Source organism: candidate division KSB1 bacterium, from assembly GCA_034506335.1.
In the GTDB taxonomy this organism is placed as follows: Bacteria; Zhuqueibacterota; Zhuqueibacteria; order JANLFK01; family Oleimicrobiaceae; genus Oleimicrobium.
Genome location: JAPDPR010000002.1, coordinates 1 through 19879, shown reverse-complemented (window position 1 = coordinate 19879; position 19879 = coordinate 1). Strand labels below are relative to the sequence as shown.

Annotated in this window: 14 protein-coding genes; all 14 read left to right on the top strand. The window is 61.6% G+C overall.

The features are described from left to right. The first annotated feature begins 10 nt into the window (after positions 1 to 10). Complete coding sequence (locus ONB25_01245) at positions 11 to 661, top strand: porin family protein (protein MDZ7391514.1); 651 nt, start codon at positions 11 to 13, stop codon at positions 659 to 661. A gap of 15 nt (positions 662 to 676) precedes the next feature. Next, complete coding sequence (locus tag ONB25_01240) at positions 677 to 1543, top strand: rhomboid family intramembrane serine protease (protein MDZ7391513.1); 867 nt, start codon at positions 677 to 679, stop codon at positions 1541 to 1543. Between the two features lie 19 nt (positions 1544 to 1562). After that, positions 1563 to 3137 carry an N-acetylmuramoyl-L-alanine amidase gene (locus ONB25_01235; GenBank protein ID MDZ7391512.1) on the top strand — a complete coding sequence of 525 codons (1575 nt, stop codon included), beginning with the start codon at positions 1563 to 1565 and terminating at the stop codon, positions 3135 to 3137. 17 nt (positions 3138 to 3154) lie between these two features. Continuing rightward, complete coding sequence (locus tag ONB25_01230) at positions 3155 to 4462, top strand: 4Fe-4S dicluster domain-containing protein (GenBank protein MDZ7391511.1); 1308 nt, start codon at positions 3155 to 3157, stop codon at positions 4460 to 4462. Between the two features lie 22 nt (positions 4463 to 4484). Continuing rightward, positions 4485 to 5045: a BMC domain-containing protein gene (locus ONB25_01225; GenBank protein MDZ7391510.1), complete on the top strand. Its 561-nt coding sequence runs from the start codon at positions 4485 to 4487 to the stop codon at positions 5043 to 5045. Between the two features lie 33 nt (positions 5046 to 5078). Next, positions 5079 to 6266, top strand: a complete 1188-nt coding sequence (citD, locus tag ONB25_01220; protein ID MDZ7391509.1) for a citrate lyase acyl carrier protein — start codon at positions 5079 to 5081, stop codon at positions 6264 to 6266. Between the two features lie 19 nt (positions 6267 to 6285). Next, complete coding sequence (citF, locus tag ONB25_01215) at positions 6286 to 7836, top strand: citrate lyase subunit alpha (protein MDZ7391508.1); 1551 nt, start codon at positions 6286 to 6288, stop codon at positions 7834 to 7836. 126 nt (positions 7837 to 7962) lie between these two features. Beyond that, complete coding sequence (secD, locus tag ONB25_01210) at positions 7963 to 10038, top strand: protein translocase subunit SecD (protein MDZ7391507.1); 2076 nt, start codon at positions 7963 to 7965, stop codon at positions 10036 to 10038. A 36-nt stretch (positions 10039 to 10074) separates the two neighbouring features. Beyond that, on the top strand, positions 10075 to 11016 hold the full coding sequence (gene secF / locus ONB25_01205; GenBank protein ID MDZ7391506.1) for a protein translocase subunit SecF: 942 nt from the start codon (positions 10075 to 10077) through the stop codon (positions 11014 to 11016). Positions 11017 to 11049: 33 nt separating this feature from the next. After that, positions 11050 to 11388 (top strand): STAS domain-containing protein, encoded by a 339-nt coding sequence (locus ONB25_01200; protein MDZ7391505.1) that lies wholly within the window; start codon positions 11050 to 11052, stop codon positions 11386 to 11388. A gap of 128 nt (positions 11389 to 11516) precedes the next feature. After that, positions 11517 to 12785: an adenylosuccinate synthase gene (locus tag ONB25_01195; GenBank protein ID MDZ7391504.1), complete on the top strand. Its 1269-nt coding sequence runs from the start codon at positions 11517 to 11519 to the stop codon at positions 12783 to 12785. A 53-nt stretch (positions 12786 to 12838) separates the two neighbouring features. Beyond that, positions 12839 to 17917: a lamin tail domain-containing protein gene (locus ONB25_01190; protein ID MDZ7391503.1), complete on the top strand. Its 5079-nt coding sequence runs from the start codon at positions 12839 to 12841 to the stop codon at positions 17915 to 17917. Positions 17918 to 18057: 140 nt separating this feature from the next. Then, positions 18058 to 18984 (top strand): aminotransferase class IV, encoded by a 927-nt coding sequence (locus tag ONB25_01185; protein ID MDZ7391502.1) that lies wholly within the window; start codon positions 18058 to 18060, stop codon positions 18982 to 18984. Positions 18985 to 19202: 218 nt separating this feature from the next. After that, a partial coding sequence (locus tag ONB25_01180; GenBank protein ID MDZ7391501.1) for a formylglycine-generating enzyme family protein occupies positions 19203 to 19879 on the top strand: 677 nt, incomplete at its 3' end.

Here is a 19879-nt window from a genome sequence, read left to right as displayed (position 1 = left end):
GGGCCTTATCATGAAGGGCACTTGGGCTGTCTGCGCGCTCTTTGTTGGGGCCGCCATGACCCTTTGTCCGGCGAGCTCTTCGGCACAGCGGGGCAAGGAGTTGGGCGTGAGGGTCGGATATTTGAACCCAAAGGATGCCAAGTCTGGATTCGCCATTGGCGCTTCGCTGGGTGCGGAGGTTGATGAGGCTGTCTCAATCGGTGTGGCGGCCGATCTGTTCCGTCGGCACTATGTGAAGACAAGCGAAGTGGCCACTACGGAGTACGAGAGCGGGCTTAGCGAGACAACCGTGCAAAAGGAAGTCGACTACAATACGACCATCCTGCCCTTGCTTGCCGAGCTGCTGGTGAAGATGCGCGCCAGCCGCCAGCATGCCTATTTGTTGCGCGGCAGCCTGGGGTATGAGCTCCTATGGAACAAGGAGCAGAACTTTGCGCAGGGCGTCTCGGAGACGCGGTTTTATAGCGGCTTCACTTGGCAGGTGGGCGGAGGCATAATGTTCAGGCTGGGGCGGCGTTCGGACATGACCGGTGAGATCTTCTACTCCAGCGCCGAAGTGTCGCGCAACCGTACCAAGACACCCGCCGGCTTGCCGGTGTGGGAGCAAGTGGACCTTTCCGGCATTGGCGCCCGCGTGACCGTGACCATGGGCCTGTGGTAAGGGGTCTTGCGCTCCATGTATGAGGACCGGTGGACATCGCGGGTTGGCCTTGCGATGACGGCTATGCCGTCAGCGGTCAAATGGCTGCTGGCTGCGAACGTTGGCATGTTTCTTCTCCAGCAGGTGGGCAACGCGGTGCTGCAGCCGTCTGTTGTATCCCCGGTACGCATATCCCCCGTGGAAGCAGTGTTGGCTCTGGTTCCTGCCTGGGTGGTGGGGAAGGGGTGGGTCTGGCAACTGTTCACCTACATGTTCCTGCATGGGAACCTCCTCCACATCCTAATCAACATGCTCTTCCTGTGGGTCTTCGGCTCGGAGCTCGAGCGAGTGTGGGGAGCGCGGCGCTTGCTCAGCTACTATCTCACCTGCGGGGTGGGTGCCGGACTGTTCCATGTACTGTTTCTTCACCGCTCGGTGCTGCCGGTGGTGGGGGCATCTGGGGCGGTGTATGGCCTGCTCATGGCCTATGGGCTTCTGTTTCCTGAGCGCGTGATTACCATGTTTCTGTTCTTTGTGCTGCCCATCCAGGTGCGGGCCAAGTACTTGGTGCTCCTGTTTGGTGGCATGTCCCTCCTCGGCGGCATTGGCAGCCTTTTCGGGCGGGAAGGCGGCATTGCTCATCTTGCCCACCTGGGCGGCATGGTGGTCGGGTATCTATACCTCAGGCGGGGCAGGGTATTTGGCAACCCGCTGGCGTCCCTGAGGCGCTGGTGGTGGCGCAGGAAGGCCGAAGCCCAGAGGCGGCGTTGGGAGCGCATGCAGCACTATCGTCGGCGGGTGGATATGCTCCTTGACAAGATCAACGAAGTTGGGTACGAGAGGCTTACGCCGAAGGAAAAAAAAGAACTCAAGCAGGCCAGTCGCTATCTGACGCAGGAGTGAGAGGGTGAGGGTGGCTCACTTGAGGCTGAGTCGCGCGTCGATCAGGCGTGCCATGGTAGGGGCATTAATCGCCATGGCACTTTTTTCTTGTCCTGTGCGACTTTCGCCTGGAGACCCCCAGAGCGTGCGGGTGCGGTATGAGGACGGCACAAGTGCTCGGGAACTCCCGGCACTCGTGCAGGACGGATGCACCTATGTCCCCCTCGCAGAGCTGGTGGCCACGCTCGGCGGCCGCGTCGTCAAGAGCGAAAAGGCCAACAAGGCAGTGGCCTACGTGGGCACACGTGAATTGACGGTCTCACCGTTCAACTGCTTCGTGGTAATAGGCAGTAGGGTGCGGCAAATGCCAGTGGAAACCCTCTTGCAGGGTGGGGAACTGTACGTGCCGTTGCCGTACTTTGTGGAGGTGCTGGCGGACTCGTCTCCCGAGCTTGTGAAGTGGGACGAACAGAGACGCTTTTTGACCATCGCCAGCAAAGGAGCAGTTGTCCTTGGGGCCGTGGTGGAATCCAAGGCGAATGGCATGTTAGTACGCGTCACTTGCACCCGTCGGTTCGCCAGTTCGGACGTCTATACGAGTCTTACCGGAAACGGATGGCTGTACATCGACTTTTATGGAGGGGTGGTGGACAGTTCCTCCGCCTATTTGGAGGACAGGGCGAAGGAGGTGAGGGAGTGGTATGCATCGCAGCTTTCCTCTGAGGTGGCGCGATTGGCGCTGCGACTGAGGTCCATTCCGAAGAAGCGTGAGGTGCTCTTCCCAGAAGGACAGACCGAGGTATGGATTTCACTGCCCACGCAGGACACGCTTTCTACAGACCTCATCGCTGGTCTCCGGGCAGCGCGCGAAAAGTGGCGCATCGACACGGTGGTGCTGGACCCGGGACACGGCGGGAAGGACCCCGGCGCCATCGGGCCGACGGGCCTCTACGAGAAGAATGTGGTGTTGTCTACATGCAAAGAGCTAAAAGCCATGCTGGAGGATGAGCTGGGCTTGACGGTGTATATGACCCGGACCGGCGATACCTATCCCACCCTCAAGCAACGCACAGCTCTTGCCAACCGCCACAATGGTAAGTTATTTGTGAGCGTTCATGCTAATGCCCACCGCCGGCCCACAGTGCGCGGCTTCTCCGTCTACATCCTTGGCCCGGCAAAGACCGAAGAGGCCTTGGAAGTGGCCCGCAGGGAGAACGAAGTGATCAAAGAGTATGAGTCGATGCACAACGGCTACGGTGATTTCGGTAACCCGAATTTCATCCTTGCCGCCATGGCCCACAATGAATTCGTGCGGGAGAGCGAAGAGCTGGCAGGTCTCATCTCGAACGGCCTTGCTCGGTGGACGCAGAGGCCCAATTTGGGTGTGGAGCAGGCGGGATTCTACGTGCTGGTGGGGGCCTCTATGCCAAGCGTGTTGGTGGAGATAGGTTTCATCTCCCACCGTGAGGAGGAGAAGGTTTTGCGCGATAGGGCTGAACAGAAACGGATTGCGCGCGGTATTTTTGAGGGGATCAAGCGCTTTAAGGAACTTTACGAGATGCCCGTTTCAGCGGAGCCCCACCGAACCACCACTCTGGATGCAAAGCAGCGCTGAGACGGAGGGCTTGAGGCGTGGCGGGCGCGTTGGCTGACAGAGTTTTTGCCGCAGGAGTGGTAGGCGCAGGCGGCGGGGGCTTCCCCACCCACCGCAAACTCGCTTGCCAGGTGGAATGCGTGGTCGCCAATGCCGCCGAGTGTGAACCGCTTTTGTGCAATGACCAGGAGGTGATCAGCCGCGAGTGGCCGGGTGTAGTGCGTGGACTACGGCTGGTGGCCCAGGCAACTGGCGCACGGAAACTTCTCGTTGCCATCAAGGGCAAAAGTCTGGCACTGCTGCCGAAGGAACTGCCTGCGGACGTGGAAGTGGTAAAGCTGCCGGACTGCTACCCAGCCGGAGACGAGCACGAGGTAGTACCCATTGCCACAGGGAGACTGGTGCCCGAGGGGGGACTCCCCGTTCAGGTGGGTGTGCTGGTGCAAAACGTCGAGACGCTGCGGAACGTGGCCGCGGCCTGGGATGGGACGCCGGTCACACAGCGGACGCTGACCGTCGGCGGGTGCGTCGCGGAACCGCGGGTGGTTCGGGTGCCCATCGGTACGCCTGTGCGCGAGCTGTTACCCGTGTGCGGTGGTGTGATGTGTGAGGATCCGGTGTTTTTCCTTGGCGGCGTAATGATGGGCTGCCTGACGGAAGATTCGTCAACCCCCATTGCCAAGACCACTGCAGCGGTCATTGTGTTACCCAGGCAGCACGTGTACGTCCAGCAGCGCAGCCAGAGGCTCGAGCACCAGCTGCGGAACGCGCGATCTGCCTGCACGCAGTGCGTCCTGTGCACCGAGAGCTGCAATCGTTACCTGTTGGGGCACGGGCTGGAGCCCCATCGGGTGATGCGGGCCGCTGCACTGGGCTCGCATACCGACACCAAGGTGGCGAGGATGGCACTGCTCTGTTCCGAGTGTGGGGCCTGTGAATACGCCTGTCCCATGGGGCTCTCACCGCGGATGGTCAACCGCGCGGTAAAAGAACACCTCCGCAGCCTGGGAACGATGGCACCGCGGCAGCGGACAGTCCAGCCGCGTGTCCCTGTGGGGACCGGCCGAATCCCCACACACCGCCTGATGGCGCGCTTTGACCTTACACCCTACTACCGACCAGCGCGCTACTGCGAAACGATGATCGTACCCAGACAGGTGCATATTCCTCTGAAGCAACATGCGGGCGCGCCGGCGCGACCGGTGGTCGCAATTGGGCAAAAGGTGCGGGAAGGAGAACTCGTTGGCCAGGTCTTGCGCGACGAGTTGGGCGCATGTGTGCACGCCTCAGTTTCAGGTCGCGTAGTCCAGGTCGACAGTCATGTGGTGACAATCGCCACGGAGTGAGTGGAACTAAACCGGAGTTGCGATGGCGGAAGTGGCGAAAGACTGTATTGGGCTGGTTGAATTCAATAGCATTGCGGTGGGGATCGAAGCGGCCGACGCCATGCTTAAGGTGAGCGAGGTGGAGCTGCTGGTGGCCAAGACCGTCTGTCCTGGCAAGTACATTTGCCTGGTGCGTGGCGATGTGGCGGCGGTGCACAGCAGCGTGCGGGCCGGCGTGGACCGAGGCGCCGAAACGGTAGTGGACGAGATGGTCCTGCCGCGCGTGCACCCCGGTGTGTTCCCTGCCATCAATGCCACCTCCGCGGTAGACGAGGTGGAGGCGCTGGGCATCATCGAGACCTTTTCGGTGGCGTCCAGCATTCAGGCAGCCGATGCGGCCGCCAAGGCAGCTAAGGTGGTGCTCATCGAGGTCCGTCTGGCCGTAGGGCTGGGGGGCAAGTCTTTTGTGACCCTGACCGGCGAGGTGGCGGCGGCGCGCGCCGCAGTCCAGGCAGGTGCTGCCGTGGTGCAGCCGAAAGGACTGTTGATGCGCACTGTCGTCATCCCGGCTCCCAAACCGGAATTAGCCCGAAGCTTGCTATGACTGGCGGTGATCTGAGGAGCGAGAGACGCGACTATGGAAAAACAGGTACAGGTTGGACGAAGCGACAAAAGCGACCTCCTGCTCACGCTGACTATGCGCCGCAGGGGCGGCATCAGAATTGACCTGCAAAGCTCAGTGCTGGGCACATTTGGGGAACAGATTCGGCGCACGGTTGTTGGGACTCTGGAGCAGTTGGGCGTGCGCCATGCCCATGTGCAGGTGGACGACAAGGGCGCGCTGGACCATGTGATCATGGCGCGGGTGGAGGCGGCGGTGAGGGCGCTCTCTCCGGTGGCCGGACCCGGCGTGTGGCCGCCGCGACGCGCTCCGCGCAGGCAAGTGGCCAAGGACCGTTTGCGGCGCACCCGCCTCTATCTGCCCGGCAACAACCCTGACCTCATGCTCAACGCAGGACTCTTTGGCGCCGACAGTGTGATCTTAGATCTTGAAGACTCCGTGGCACCCCAAGACAAGGGTGCCGCACGCATACTCGTGCGCAATACCCTTTTGGCGGTTGACTTTGGCGCTGCCGAACGGATCGTGCGCATCAACCCCCTCGCCACCGAGTTTGGGGCCCTGGATCTCGAAGTGGTGGTCCCGGCGGAGCCAGACACTATTCTCATCCCAAAATGCGAGGCGGCAAGCAGCGTAGTGGAGGTGGAAGAGAGGGTGGCAGCGCTGGAGCGACAGCACCGCTTGCGCCGAAATATCTGGCTTATGCCTCTCATCGAAACGGCGCGTGGAGTGCTGAACGCATACGAGATTGCCACCGCGAGCCAGCGCGTGGTGGCCCTCTGCTTTGGCGCGGAGGACTTTAGTGCAGACATCGGCGCCGAGCGCACCGTGGAAGGCAAGGAGAGCTTTGTGGCACGGAGTCTGTTGGTGCTGGCCGCCAAGGCGGCGCGTGTGCAGGCGCTAGACACGGTGTTTTCGGACGTGGCTGACGTGGAGGGCCTGGTCAAGAGCACCGAGGAGGCTATTGCGCTGGGATTCGAGGGCAAAGGCGTGATCCACCCGGCGCAGATAGAGCCGATTCACCGCGCATTCGCGCCCAGCCCGGAGCGGATTGCGCACGCGCAACAGGTGATTGCCGCTCTGGAGGAGGCTGAGCGCCGCGGCGCAGGAGTGGCTAGCCTTGGCACCAAGATGATCGATGCCCCTGTGGTGGCCCGCGCCAGACGCACCCTCCAATTGGCAAAAGCCCTGGGCCTGGTCGAGTGAGCACAAGCGAGGTTGACGTATGGACCTGGTAGAAAACGCAATTGGCCGACTGGTACCTACGGAGGTGGAGGGGAGAAAACTGAGGCCTTTTCAGGGGGCACACGCCGACAAAGGCGGCGGGCGCACGGCTGGCGCTCCCATACGTGCCGCGAGCCAGTTCCGCAACAAGCTGCTCAAATCCCTGGACGAGGCGATCGACGCCTGCGATATCAAGGACGGAATGACTGTCTCCTTCCACCATCACCTCCGCGACGGAGACTACGTGGTGAACATGGTGATGGACAAATTGGCACGTCGTGGGCTCAAGGACTTGGTGGTGGCACCCTCCGCCCTTTTCCCTTGCCATGAGCCCCTGGTGCGCCATATCGAAAAAGGCGTAGTGCGCCGCGTGGAGGGGTCCATGAACGGGCCGGTAGGGCGCGCCTGCTCTCTGGGCAAGATGCCCAGCGTTTGCGTGCTCCGCTCGCATGGCGGTCGCTATCGCGCCATCCAGGACGGGGATCTGCATATCGATGTGGCCTTTATCGCTGCGCCGGCGGCGGACGCTCACGGCAATGCCAATGGCTTGTATGGCAAGTCGGCCTGCGGGCCGCTCGGCTTTGCCCTGGCAGATTCGCTCTATGCCGACAAGGTGGTGGTCATCACGGACAACCTTGTGCCTTTCCCCTGCTACCCATGGTCCATTCAAGGTGGCAACGTGGACTATGTGGTGCAGGTGGAAGCCATAGGAGACCCATCGCGCATCGTCTCCGGTACAACAGTGATCACGCGCAGCCCCACGCGGCTACTGATTGCCAAATATGCCGCCCAATTAGTGGTGGACAGCGCCATCATGTACGAGCCGCACTTCTCGTTCCAGGCTGGCGCTGGTGGGGTCTCCTTGGCCTTTGTCCAATACATGGCCGAGCACATGGCGCGGGCCCACGTGGTAGCGGATTTTGTACGGGGCGGCTCCACGCAATACATGGTCGACTTGCTCAACCGTGGCCTCACGCATTTCATCCTTGACGGACAAAGCTTTGACCTCGCTGGCGTGCAGTCCCTTCGGGATAACCCGCGGCACATCGAGACAAATCCTTTCGTCTCTTACAACTACCACACGAAGGGGTGCTTCGCGCAAATGGTGAAGGTCTCGGTCTTGGGGGCCACGGAGGTCGATCTGGACTTTAACGTCAACGTGAACACACACTCGGATGGCTGGCTCCTCCACGGCATAGGCGGCTTCACCGATGCAGCCGACGCTGAGGTTACCATCATCACTGCCCCGCTTGTGCGCGGGCGGGTGCCCATCATTGTGGACAAGGTGGTCACGGTGACGGCGCCGGGCGAAATGATCGATGTCGTCGTCACCGAGCGTGGGATCGCAATCAACCCGCGGCGCAAAGACCTTTTGCAGCGGCTGAAACGGAGCTCCTTGCCTATCGTGCCCATTGAGAAGCTTTACCGCATGGCCATCGACATGACCGGTCAGCCGGAGAAGCCTACCTTCACCGACCGCATTGTGGCGCTTATCGAGTTCCGCGACGGCACGGTGATCGACGCGGTGCGGCAGTTAGTCCCTAAAGCGTGAGCGGCAACGCCTTTTTCCGTTTGACTTTTACGTGGGAATGGTCTATATTTGAAGCTCGCGCGGCACGTGCCGCGGTGCACAGAACTAATATGGCACTGATACCTGTTTCTGGGAGGTAACCTTTCAATGCGCAGGAAGAACCTGCTCAAGCTTGTGCTGTTGGTGGTCCTATTGGGCTGGGCCGTATACCAGCTTTACCCCACCTTCCGGGTGGGCTCTTTGGAGAAAAAGCAGAACGCCTATCTCGCTCGTTTGAGTCAGCTTGTCGGAGTAGCCCAAGGTGATTTGCTCAGCGCGTTGCGGGTGGGTGAGCTTGAGGCGCGGGTCAGCGCGGCCACTGCAAACGCGGGGCAGGAGGCGCGACAAGAGGCGCGTGAACTGAGCGCCAAGCTGATTACCCTGCGGAGCAAGATTGACAAGTTAGAGCCAAAGGCGCTCCGTCAAGGTTTGGACCTAGTCGGTGGGACTTATCTGGTGTATGAGGCCGACCTGCACCAGCTCGCACGCACCTTGGCCCGCGACCGCGACGATCGCTTTACGGAGATTCTGGCCATCGTGGACAAGCGCGCACGAACCGAGAACCGCGACTTCTTTGACGTGCTGGAAGAAGAGTTCAAGGCGCGCAACATACCACTTAACCGTTACTACGGCAAGCGGGGTCAAAGCGACGATGTCATCATAAAGGAGCTGCGGGATGAGGCCAGGGACGGCATCGCCCGCACCCTGGAGGTGCTGAGGAATCGTATTGACCAGTTTGGCGTGTCTGAGCCAGTGATCGCCCCCCAGGGTGAGAAGCGCATCGTTATTGAGCTGGCCGGGGTTCAGGACATAGAGCGCGCCAAGCGCATTATCAACACCACCGCCCTCTTGGAGTTCAAGCTTTTGCGCGAGCCAGAGGTGACGCTTTCCCTCCTCCAGGACATCGACAAGGCCGTGAAGCGGATGCGCACTAAAGGCGGGGTGGGAGAGCTATCTGCCGCTGCTGCGGCGGACACGGCAAAAACACTCCCCGAAGGGAAGAAAGCGCAGGAACAGGAAATCGATCTCAGCAAGCTTTTCGGCGGTGAAGAGAAGGCGGACACGGCTGCCAAAGGGGCTCAGCCAGAGAGCACCGTGGTGGTAGACCAGCAGACTTTTGAGGAGTATCCCTTCTTCTCCCTATTGCGCTACGTGGAGGGAACCGATCAGATCAGCGTGCCCGAGCAGAACGTTGCCGCCATTAAGCGCATCCTCCAGATGCCTGAGGTGCAGAAGATCATTCCGCGAGACGGGGAGTTCCTGTGGGGTGCGCAGCCGTACGTGTCGCGAGGGCAGCGCTTCTATCAGCTCTACTTTGTGAAAAAGGAGCCGGAGCTGGTGGGTGCCTACCTCAAGACTGCCGACGTCGCCTTTGGGGGCGGAGAGTCCTCGGTGCGCGCGGGACAAGCGGAAGTGCACTTTGAGCTGAATAGCGAGGGGGCAAAGATCTTCCGCCGAGTGACTGGGGCCAACGTGGGGAGGTTCCTGGCTATTGTCTTGGACGGGAAAGTCTATTCGGCCCCGCGCATCAAGGAACGCATCCCAGGCGGGAGTGGGCGCATCGAAGGAAACTTTACGCGCGAAGAGGCGCGCGATCTGGCCGTAGTGCTGCGCGCCGGTGCGCTGCCTGCACCGGTGGAGGTGATCGAGGAGCGGACCGTCGGGCCGTCCCTGGGCCAGGACTCTATCGAGAAAGGGAAACTCTCCGCCATTGTAGGCGCCGCGCTGGTGGTGCTCTTCATGATCTTCTATTACCGCATGTCGGGCGTCATCGCTAATGTGGCGCTGGCCTTGAACATCTTCTTCCTGATCGCGGCCTTGGCGGGCCTGCGGGCCACGCTGACCTTGCCGGGCGTCGCCGGCATCGTGCTCACCGTGGGTATGGCAGTGGACGCCAATGTGCTCATCTTTGAGCGAATCAAGGAGGAGTTGCGTACCGGCAAGACCATAAAGGCGGCCATCGACGCTGGGTACGCACGTGCCTTCCGCACGATCTTGGACTCGAACGTGACCACTCTGATCACCGCCGTGGTGCTGTATCAATTCGGCAGCGGGCCGGTGCGAGGCTTTGCCACCACTCTGTCCATCGGCCTCATCATTAACATGTACACCGCCATTGTGGTCACACGCATGTTCTTTGACTATATCACCGACCGCTACGCTATAACCAAGCTCAGCATCTAAGAGTGCGTGACAGCAGGGCAGAAAAGGAGAGATTCGATGCAGCTTTTCGGTCAGACTTCCATCGACTTCATGCGACTGCGCAAAGCGGCCTACACCTTTTCCGGAGTATTGATACTCGCCGGGATCATCTCGTTGATTGCCCATGGGGGCCCGCGCTACGGCATTGATTTCTTGGGGGGCACATCGATCGTGCTTGAATTCAAGGAGTCTGTGAGTGTGGGTGAGGTTCGCAACTCCATGGCGAAAATCGGCTTTGGGACCGCCGAGATAAAAGCCTCTCCATCGTTGCGCGGTGGCGGTGCCGGCACTGACATTCTCATCCGCGTCGAGCAGGGAGAGCTGACTGGCGCGCAGGTAGTAGAGAGAATACGCACGCAGCTTGCGAAAGACTTGCCGGACAAAAGCCACGAGGTCCTGAGCATCGAGTCGGTGGGGCCGAAGATTGGCGCCGAGTTGCGCAGGGCGGCGATCTTGGCAATCCTCATCTCGCTCCTGCTCATTCTGGTGTACATCTCCTGGCGGTTTGAATTCCGCTTTGCGGTGGGCGCCGTCGTGGCGCTTTTCCATGACGTGCTGGTCACCTTGGGCATCTTCTCCCTGCTCAACATGGAGATCTCGCTGGTGGTGGTCGCTGCCTTCCTCACCCTGGTCGGCTACTCGCTGAACGACACGATTGTGGTGTTTGACCGCATCCGTGAAAACCTCAAGCTCATGCGTCGGGAAAACATTCTTACCATCGTGAACACCAGCATCAATCAATCGCTGAGTCGGACTGTTATCACCGCGCTGACCACCCTGTTGGTGTTGATTGTGCTTTTTGTCGCCGGAGGCAGAGTGATCCATGGATTTGCCTTTGCCCTGCTGGTGGGTGTCACAATCGGCACCTACTCGTCCATCTTCATCGCGAGCCCCATTGTGGTGGCCTGGGAGGGGCTGCTTGAGCGGCGCAAGGCGCGCAGAGAAGTGGCGCGCGCTTGAACACACTGACGAATCGCGGGGAAGGACAAGAACATGACCGTAGCCGAGACTAAGAGAGGCGCAGTCACGGTCCTCTCTTTGGCGGGCAAAATCATGGGTGGGCCAGATGCGGGGCTGCTCAATGAAAAGGTCCACCAGCTTATCGACGCTGGTACCAAGAACGTGGTGCTGGACCTGTCCCAGGTGCAGTGGATGAATAGCTCAGGTCTTGGTATCCTTATCAGCGCCGCAAGCACCTTGCGCAACAACGGCGGCGAGCTGAAGCTGGCGTGCATCACCCCGCGTATCCGCAGCTTGATGACCATCACCAGAGTGATCAACGTCTTTGAGACGTTCGCTTCTGTAGAGGAAGCGGTACAGAGTTTTTCGTAAACCGGAGCACAGAGGCTTCGGGGTGCGACTCGGGTGGGTTATGACTCCGAATCGGCAAGGCGCCGATTCGGAGTTTTCCTTGTGAATGACTCCCCGGTGCGCGGCACCAGAAGCAGGGCCGAGGACTCATGAGCGTCAAAGTTATTGTTGGCACGCAGTGGGGGGACGAAGGCAAGGGAAAGATCGTCGATCTGCTCAGCGCCGAAGCGGATATTGTAGCTCGGTACAACGGGGGCCCTAATGCCGGTCACACCGTGGTGGTCGATGGCCAGGAGATCGTCCTTCACCTTGTGCCGTGTGGTATCCTACGCGAGAAGGTGGTGTGCGTCATCGGTAACGGCGTGGTAGTAGATCCGGTGGCGCTCCAAGGCGAGGTGGACATGCTCAGGGCCCACGGCGTCTGCGTTGAAGGGAGACTGTGGGTGAGCGACCGCGCACACCTCATTTTGCCTTGTCATTTGGCCTATGAGCAGGTCCGAGAGCGCAACAACTCCGGAGCAATCGGCACCACCCTGCGCGGCATCGGCCCGGCTTATGCGGACAAGATGGAACGCCTGGGGTTGCGCGTGGGCGATGTGCGGCACGTGGAGGACTTCCGCGCGAAGCTGGCAAAGCTTGTCGAGCACAAGAACCGAGTGACCGAGGCCCTCTACGGCACAGGTGCAATGTCTTCTTCTGCGTTGGATTCCTACCTTGCCGCTGTGGAGCGGGTCACACCGATGATCACGGACACAGGTGTGCTCCTGCATCGAGCGTTGGCGGACGGCAAAAGGATTCTGGCTGAAGGGGCCCAGGGGACGCTTCTCGACATCGACCATGGGACCTACCCGTACGTGACTTCTTCTAGCTGCGTGAGTGGCGGCGCCAGCACGGGCTTGGGCGTGCCGCCTACCGCAATCGACAGCGTGGTGGGTGTGTGTAAAGCCTATACCACCCGCGTGGGCAACGGCCCGCTCCCTACCGAGTTCACGGACGCCCAAGGGCAAAGTCTGCGTGAATTGGGCAGAGAGTACGGCGCCACCACCGGAAGGCCGCGACGCTGCGGATGGCTCGACCTGGTGGCGGTGCGCTATGCGGTGCGCATCAATGGCGTGTCCGAGCTGGCCGTGACCAAGCTCGATGTGCTGGACAGTATGGAAAAGATCCAAGTGTGCACGGCCTATGACATCGGCGGAGACCACACCTTTGATTTTCCCGCCGACATCGAGGCTCTTAGCAGGGCCAAGCCTGTGTACGTGACATTGCCGGGCTGGCAGACGCCCTTGGGCGCGGTGCGACGCTACCGAGATCTGCCGGCCAATGCGCAGCGCTACTTGGAGTTCATTGCAGAACAGACTGGCGCCGCAGTGCGGATTGTATCCATAGGCCAAGGTCGAGAACAGACCATATTCCGCTGAGCATAGCTGAAGCGGGCAGCTACCGTTCACCGACTGAAGTGGGGAGCAGAGCAGTGGCTGCATCTCATCGTTTCCGCATTCTTCCCCTCGTTGCCCTGTTGGGAGGGCTTGCCGCTGTCCCGCATCCGGGTCAGGCGCAGGTAGTCCTCTCAGAAATCATGTATGATCCCGCCACAGATGAGAACCACGACGAATTTGTCGAAATTTTCAACCGGAGTACAACCGACACCGTAAGCCTGGCCGGGTGGGCCATCGGCGACAGTCTCGAGTTGGACAAGATCGTTGATGCGGGACGGGGTCTGCTCTTGGCCCCGCGACAGTACGCGGTCATCTTAGACGGCAGCTACTTTGGCAACTCCACGACCTATGATGCGGTCATCCCTCCAGAAGCCCTCATAGTCAAGATCGACGACAGTGCGTTCGGCAGCGGCGGGTGGTCAAATACCAAGCGTGAGCCGGTTATCCTGACCAACGCCGCAGGGGACACGGTGGCGGTCTATCGCTACACCTTGGGGAACGTGCCAGGTCATTCCGACGAAAAGATCGATCTGGATGCCGGCGATGACCTGAACAACTGGGCGGATAGTCGGGTGCAGGGTGGGACGCCGGGCGCCCCCAACAGCGTGAGCCTCGGCAATGTGGATGTGGTGCTCAAGCGGATGAGCTGCACACCCGCGCGCGTTCGGCGAGGGCAATCGGTAGAGGTGACCGCCGTAGTGCTCAATGCTGGGCGCGTTGTGCTGCCCAGTTGCCAAGTGGCCTTCTTCTGGGACCGAAACGAAGATGGGGTGGGCACCGAAGGGGAGATGATGGCATCTCCTGTTGCACTTGCCGCTCCCCTGTCTCCTGGAGATAGCGCCATCGCAGTGTTCACCTGGGACCAGGTGCCGGCCGGTGTGCACCTGCTCATTGCGCGGACAGAGGCGGAGGGTGAGACGGTGCTTGAGAACAATGAGCAGCGCATCACCCTCAAGGTGGGGGTTTGGCCAGGCGAGGTTGTGGTCAATGAAGTCATGTATCGACCGAGCGCCGGCGAGCCGGAGTGGGTTGAGCTTTTCAATAGAAGCAAGGATGTCATTGACCTGCGCCTTTGGGCCCTAAGCGATTCGCGCACCACCAGCAGAACGACGCTCACCGAGTTGCCCACATACCTTGAGCCAGGTGCATTTGCCATTGTCGCCGAGGATTCGCTAATCAAGGCGTTGTTTCCAACCATGACGGGCCTGGTGCTGGTGCCAAGGCGGGGATGGCCAGCACTCAATAACACCGGCGATGCAGTGGTGATCTGGGATGCCGCAGGGTTCGCCGTCGACAGCCTTGTCTACTCGGCTTCTTGGGGCGGTGAGACAGGTGTGTCCTTGGAGCGGATTAGGCCTGATTGGCCTACTAATAGCCGCAAGAACTGGAGCTCTTGTCGAGCCCCCCTGGGTGGCACGCCCAATGCGCCGAACAGCGTTCGCCCGCGGGATAGACATGTCGGACTGGCCCCGGAAGGGGTCAAGTTCTCTCCGAGTCAACCCTCGCCCGGTGAGCCCGTGCGCGCCTCGGTGTGGGTGTACAACTATGGCCTCCTGGATGTCGACGCGGGTGCGGTGGCTTTCTACCGCGACCTGGATTATGACACGAAGCCGTCGGCGCATGAGCTTCTCGGCATCGGCTGTCAGCTGGCCGGCTTGGCAGGCGGCGACTCTCTGGTGTGCAGTCTTGCGCTGGGGCCGCTGCCTTCCGGACTGAACCGTATCATGGCTCGGCTGGTCGAAGTGTTCGATCCAGATACCTCGGACGACGCAGCAACGGGCGAGCTGAGGGTGCCATTTCCTGCCGGCACGTTGGTGGTCAACGAGATCATGTTCCGCCCGCGCGCCGGCGCTAGCGAGTGGATCGAGCTTTTCAACCCGGACAGTAGCGAAGTCGACCTCTGGGAATGGTCCATAAGTGACGAGAACATCGCGAATCCCGTGCGCATCGTTGACCGGCACGTCCTGGTGCCAGCAGGCGGATACGTGCTCCTGGCAAAAGACACGACGATGAAGCAGGATTTTTCACAATTCAGCGGCCTGCTGATGACGCTGGGCAGCAAATGGCCGACGCTGAACAATGACGCTGATCTGGTGGTTCTTCGCGATCTGACCGGGGCCACCATCGACAGTGTCGCCTACAGTGCATCGTGGGGAGAAGGTGGTACTGGCGTGTCCTTAGAGCGCGTCCGGTGGGAAGAACAATCCAACCTCGCCAGCAACTGGCGCTCCTCGCGCGATCCTCGCGGTGGCACGCCCGGGGCGGAAAACAGCGTCAGTCCGGCGGCCGTGGATGTGGAGGTGGTCTCCGGCTCGCTCCAATGGGACCCCCGTGTCCCCCGTGCATACAGTCCGGTGACCATAAGCGCGGCGGTGAGCAACGTAGGCCGCCAAAATGTGGCGGTGGTCGAGGTCAGCTGCTACTGGGACGCAAACGGCGACGCAGTGCTGGCGGACTCAGAGCGCATAGGCGTGCCCCAGGTACTCCAGGAGCTAAGACCTGGCGAAAGCCGCACCGTGACGTTTGGGTTGCAGGGACTTCCCCCCGGGGCACACAGCATTTTCATGACGGTGGAGTGCGCGAATGACGAGCGGCCAGGGAACAATTGGGCTTCTGCGGACGTGCTGGTCGCTTTTCCCGTGGGCCAGGTGCTGATCAACGAGATAATGTACGCCCCGTCTCCAGGGCAGCCGGAATGGGTGGAGTTGTACAATGCCGGTCCCGGGGAGGTGGACCTCTACCGCTGGGGCTTGGGAGACGCATCGTCTGGCTCACGACTGTTTGGTACCGCACACTGCCGCATTCCGGAGGGAGGGTTCGCCGTCGTGGCGGCTGATTCCTCGCTCCTTTTCCAGCACCCACTCTTGCCCGCACCCGTGCTTACGGTGGTCGGGGGGTGGCCCACGCTTAACAATGACCGCGACGCGGTGCGCCTGTACGATCCGGTCGGGACGGTGGTGGACAGTGTGCAGTATTTCTCCACCTGGGGAATGCGCAGCGGGGTCTCCCTGGAACGGATGCGTTACGATAGGGCCTCCCAGGACCGGAACAACTGGGGCCTGAGCACGGCGCCGGAAGGTGCGACGCCGGGCCGGGAAAATAGCATCAGCCCGCCGGCCATTGATGTGGAAGTGGTTGCGGGGTCCCTGCAGTGGGAACCTAGCCGCCCGAAAGCGCAGCAGTCGCTGCGGCTTGCCGCTCTGGTCCACAACGTGGGGCGCCAGCCGGCGCAGAACGTGGAGGTCACCTTTTACTGGGATGCTGATGCGGATTCGCTGCTCGGTGTGCAAGAGCGGTTGGCACCGGCGCAGGTGATAAGTAAACTGCAGCCAGGAGACACCCTGCAGGTGCACTGCCCATGGTCCGCCGTGCCCCCAGGGGTGCATCTCGTCGCCGTGGAGGTAAGGTGCATAGGTGACTCGCGGCCCGCAAACGACCGCTGCTTTGCGCACCTCACCGTGGCTTTCCCTGTGGGTCAGGTGCTGGTCAACGAGATCATGTATGCCCCCTCCCCTGGACAGAGCGAGTGGGTCGAGCTCTACAATGCCGGCCCCGGAGAGTTGGACCTGTACGGTTGGGGGTTAGGAGACGCCACTTCTGGCCCGCGCCTCTTCGGCACCACGCACGTGCACGTGCCCCAGGGTGGCTTTGCCATCGTGGCGGCCGACTCCGCCCTCCGCTTCCAGTACGGCGCGCTGCCAGCGCCGCTGCTGACGGTAAAGCAGGGATGGGCGGCGCTGAACAACGACCAGGACCAGGTGCGCCTCTACGACCCGGCAGGCACGGTCATTGACAGCGTCCTTTACTTTTCCCGCTGGGGGATGCGCACCGGGGTCTCCCTGGAGCGGGTGCGGTACGAGTGGTCCTCGGGCGACAGCGCAAACTGGCGGCTCAGTGCGGACCCAGAAGGTGCCACCCCTGGCCGCGAAAACAGCGTCAGTCCGGCTCAGGTAGACCTGGGCATACCACCGGGAGGACTTGTTTTTGCACCGGAGCAACCGCGCGCCGGTGAGAACGTGACCATGTGCGTCACAGTCTGTAACCTGGGGCGGGAGCCCGCAGAGCAACCGCGGATAGAGTTCTTCTGGGACGCCAACAGAGACACCATTTTCGACGTTGAAGAGCGGCTGGGAGAGCCCGTCACGCTGGCCAGGCTACTTGCGGACGAGTGCACGATCGCAGAAGTGGAATGGCGCGAGCCTCCCTCAGGGCTCATGCGCATCGCGGCGAGGGTGACCTGCTCTGGTGACCAGAGACACGAAAACGATATTGCTTTGGCTGAACTGGGGGTGGGCTTTGGTAGGGGAACACTAATCATCAACGAGATCATGTACTCGCCACTCAGTGGCATGGGCGAATGGGTGGAATTGTTCAACCGCAGTGAGGCGCCGGTCAGCTTAGAGAAGTGGTACTTTTCGGACGCAGATGTGCTCAAGCGGCGGCTGGTGAGCCGGTCACCGGTGGTGGTGCCTCCTGGCGGCTTTGCGGTCCTCGCGCAGGACTCCTCGCTGGCAAAAAGTGGGGAGCTGGCCCCGTCCTGCCCGCTCCTGGTAGTGCCCTCCTGGCCCGCGCTTTCTGCCTCGGGCGATGCAGTGGTCGTCTTTGACCCCCAAGGCACAGTCATCGATAGCGTCGCCTATGACCAGAGCTGGGGAGGCGGCAGCGGTGTGTCGTTGGAGAGGATCAACCCGAACCTGCCCTCAGCGCAAAAGTCCAACTGGAGCTCGTGCGTGGACAAAAGCGGTGCCACCCCAGGACGCGCGAACAGCATCCTCACCGTCGTGGTGCCAGCACGCACCACGCTCAGCGTGTCGCCTTCCCCGTTCTCGCCGGACGGCGATGGCCGCGACGACTTTGCCGTGATCTCGTTTAGCCTGCCCATGACGACCGCGGCGGTCAACATCAAGATCTACGATGTCACCGGCCGGCTGGTCCGGTTCTTGGCCAGCAATCAACCTACTGGCGCCACGAATGCCATAGTCTGGGACGGCAGAGACGACCGCGGCCAGCAGGCGCGCATCGGCGTCTATGTGGTCTATCTCGAAGCGCTCAACGCCTCGGCCGGCGTGGTAGAGACTGCGCGCACCACGGTGGTCCTCGCGGGGAGGCTGTAGCACAGATACGAAGACGCAGGCTTGTGCAGTGACGAAGACCCCGTTAGGGTGAAAAATCTACAAGGCCGTTGACCTCGCCCCGCTGGGGAACATCCCCTGACGGTAAGAGACGTGCGACGCGCGGGGCGAATGCGCATCTCATGGCAGCTCCTTCGGCAAGTGTGAAAGCCCGGGCAGCTGAGGACGGCGATCTGGAAGAAGGAACCCTTATGCTCGTCTACTACAACGGTCACTACATGCAGGAAACCGAGGTCTGCCTTCCGCCTTACGAGCGGGGCTTTCAGTTTGCCGATGGCGTGTATGAGGTCATCCGCTGTTACTACGGGGTCTTTTTCCAGACGGAGGCACATCTTGCGCGTATGGCGCGCGGGCTACGCGAGCTGCGCATCCAGGCGCCGGACCTCAGCGCGTTTCCGGCCATCATCCAGCGGTTGGTGGAGGAGAACAATCACGACCAAGAGCAGGCGATTGCCTACCTGCAGGTGACGCGCGGCGCGTACAGTCCGCGGCGGCATTGGTTTCCCCCGGCCGGCACGCCGCCCACCGTGTACATCAGCACCTCGCCGTTCAAGCCGCATTGGGAGGAGATCGAACAAGGGGTGAAGGTGATCCTGGAGGAGGACATCCGCTGGCTGCGCTGCGATATCAAGTCCATTGCGCTGCTGCCCAATGTGCTCTCCAGGCAGCGGGCCATTGACCAGGGGGCAGTGGAAGCCATGTGGGCGCGGGACGGCTTCATGACCGAGGGCACGCACTGCAACGTCGGCTTTGTCAAGGACGGCACGTTCTACACGCCGCCGCTTTCCAACCTCATCCTGCCGGGGGTGACGCGCGCGGTGGTGTTGCGGCTATGCGAGGAACTGGGCGTCCCTGCCAAGGAGGTGGAGGTCCCCCGCTCGGAGTTGGCGCAGTTCGACGAGGCGATGCTCATCGGCACGACGGTGGAGATTACGCCCATTGTGCAGATCGGTGAGATGCAAGTAGGCACGGGGGTGCCGGGGCCAATCACGCGCCGCCTGCAGGAGGCGTTCTACGAGAAAGTGCTCCCTGCGGGCGCTAGACCGTGACGGCGGCAGGGGTAGTGGGGCAGGGAGAGGCTCCCCACAGAGCACACGGAGGCTAATGACCTGGGTCTTCGCCACTGTCCAGCCTCGGGCAGGGGGGACTCCAGGCTCGGGCAGAGGGGGCATCGCGAAGGGTGGTGGGGAGGCTGGTAGCTCTGCGGCCCCTTGGCGCCTTTGCGAGAGGTTTTTGCATGAATGGTCGTAGCAAGAGGCACAGGACGATGGACAAGCCACCGCTGCTCATCGAAAACGAAAAGGACGGCAGCCTGCTGATTCTGATCCCAGAGGGGGAGTTCCTGGCCGGGGGGCCCGGTGATGACGAGGGCGGCGGCCCCTTCCCGGTGGTGCTGCCTGCCTACTACATCGCCCTGCACCCGGTGACCAACCGGCAGTACCTGCGTTTTGTCGAGGAGACCGGCCACCGCCCGCCGGATAAGGCAAGCTGGGGTGAGCCGGTGTGGCGGGGGCGGTCGTTTCCCAAAAAGAAGGCGGACCACCCGGTGGTGTGCGTGAGCTATAAGGATGCGCTGGCCTACTGCCGGTGGGCGGGCCTGCGGTTGCCCACGGAGTTGGAGTGGGAGAAGGCGGCGCGGGGGGTGGACGGGCGGGAGTACCCATGGGGGAACGAGTGGGACAAGAGCCGGTGCCGGAACGACTACACTCGTGGCGGGGGGACGACCGCGGGGGTGTGGGAGTATCCGGAGGGTGTGAGTCCGTGGGGTCTGTACCAGATGGCGGGCAATGTGTGGGAGTGGTGCGCGGATTGGTATGATGGGGAGGCGTACGACCGCTATCGGCGGGGCAAACTGCGGCCGCCGAGGACTGGGGACTGGCGGGTGGTGCGTGGCGGGTCCTGGTACTACGGCCGCGGCGTGGCGGGTCCTGGGGCAGCGGCGAA

What these genes read in the sequence shown, in the direction of transcription:
- ONB25_01195 (MDZ7391504.1), top strand. Translation starts at nt 11,517, where the DNA reads ATGAGCGTCAAAGTTATTGTTGGCACGCAGTGGGGGGACGAAGGCAAG.
- citF (MDZ7391508.1), top strand. Translation starts at nt 6,286, where the DNA reads ATGGACCTGGTAGAAAACGCAATTGGCCGACTGGTACCTACGGAGGTG.
- citD (MDZ7391509.1), top strand. Translation starts at nt 5,079, where the DNA reads ATGGAAAAACAGGTACAGGTTGGACGAAGCGACAAAAGCGACCTCCTG.
- secD (MDZ7391507.1), top strand. Translation starts at nt 7,963, where the DNA reads ATGCGCAGGAAGAACCTGCTCAAGCTTGTGCTGTTGGTGGTCCTATTG.
- secF (MDZ7391506.1), top strand. Translation starts at nt 10,075, where the DNA reads ATGCAGCTTTTCGGTCAGACTTCCATCGACTTCATGCGACTGCGCAAA.
- ONB25_01225 (MDZ7391510.1), top strand. Translation starts at nt 4,485, where the DNA reads ATGGCGGAAGTGGCGAAAGACTGTATTGGGCTGGTTGAATTCAATAGC.
- ONB25_01245 (MDZ7391514.1), top strand. Translation starts at nt 11, where the DNA reads ATGAAGGGCACTTGGGCTGTCTGCGCGCTCTTTGTTGGGGCCGCCATG.
- ONB25_01185 (MDZ7391502.1), top strand. Translation starts at nt 18,058, where the DNA reads ATGGCAGCTCCTTCGGCAAGTGTGAAAGCCCGGGCAGCTGAGGACGGC.
- ONB25_01200 (MDZ7391505.1), top strand. Translation starts at nt 11,050, where the DNA reads ATGACCGTAGCCGAGACTAAGAGAGGCGCAGTCACGGTCCTCTCTTTG.
- ONB25_01240 (MDZ7391513.1), top strand. Translation starts at nt 677, where the DNA reads ATGTATGAGGACCGGTGGACATCGCGGGTTGGCCTTGCGATGACGGCT.